This window comes from Streptomyces sp. GbtcB6, assembly GCF_019091475.1.
GTDB classification, from domain to species: Bacteria; Actinomycetota; Actinomycetes; order Streptomycetales; family Streptomycetaceae; genus Streptomyces; species Streptomyces hyaluromycini.
The window spans coordinates 1-247 of record NZ_JAGXJL010000386.1 but is presented as its reverse complement, the minus strand read 5'-3'; the positions used below and the strand labels follow the sequence as shown (position 1 = coordinate 247).

Genomic DNA, 247 nt, shown 5'->3' with positions numbered 1-247 from the left:
GCTTGTCCCGGTCGGTGGTGAGGGACAGGGCCGGGGCGACGGCGGCGGCCTCCCGCTCGGCGTGGGAGAACGCGCGGTCGCGGGCCTGCTCCTTGACGACCAGGCCGAGCGGAACGGCGAAGGCGACCACGACCATCGCGGTGCCCGCCAGACAGACCTTGACCAGAGCCCATCTCATCCGACCGGCCTCCCTTCCCCGCCGGGCGGCTCCAGCTTCACGCCGCCCCCTCGCAGTGGGTGCAGATAC

The 247-nt window shown here is 73.3% G+C and carries 1 pseudogene; it reads right to left on the bottom strand.

Going from position 1 to position 247, the window contains the following annotated elements:
- Positions 1 to 178: pseudogene (locus KVT45_RS57555) on the bottom strand (two-component sensor histidine kinase); the annotation flags it as partial.
- Positions 179 to 247 lie beyond the last annotated feature (69 nt).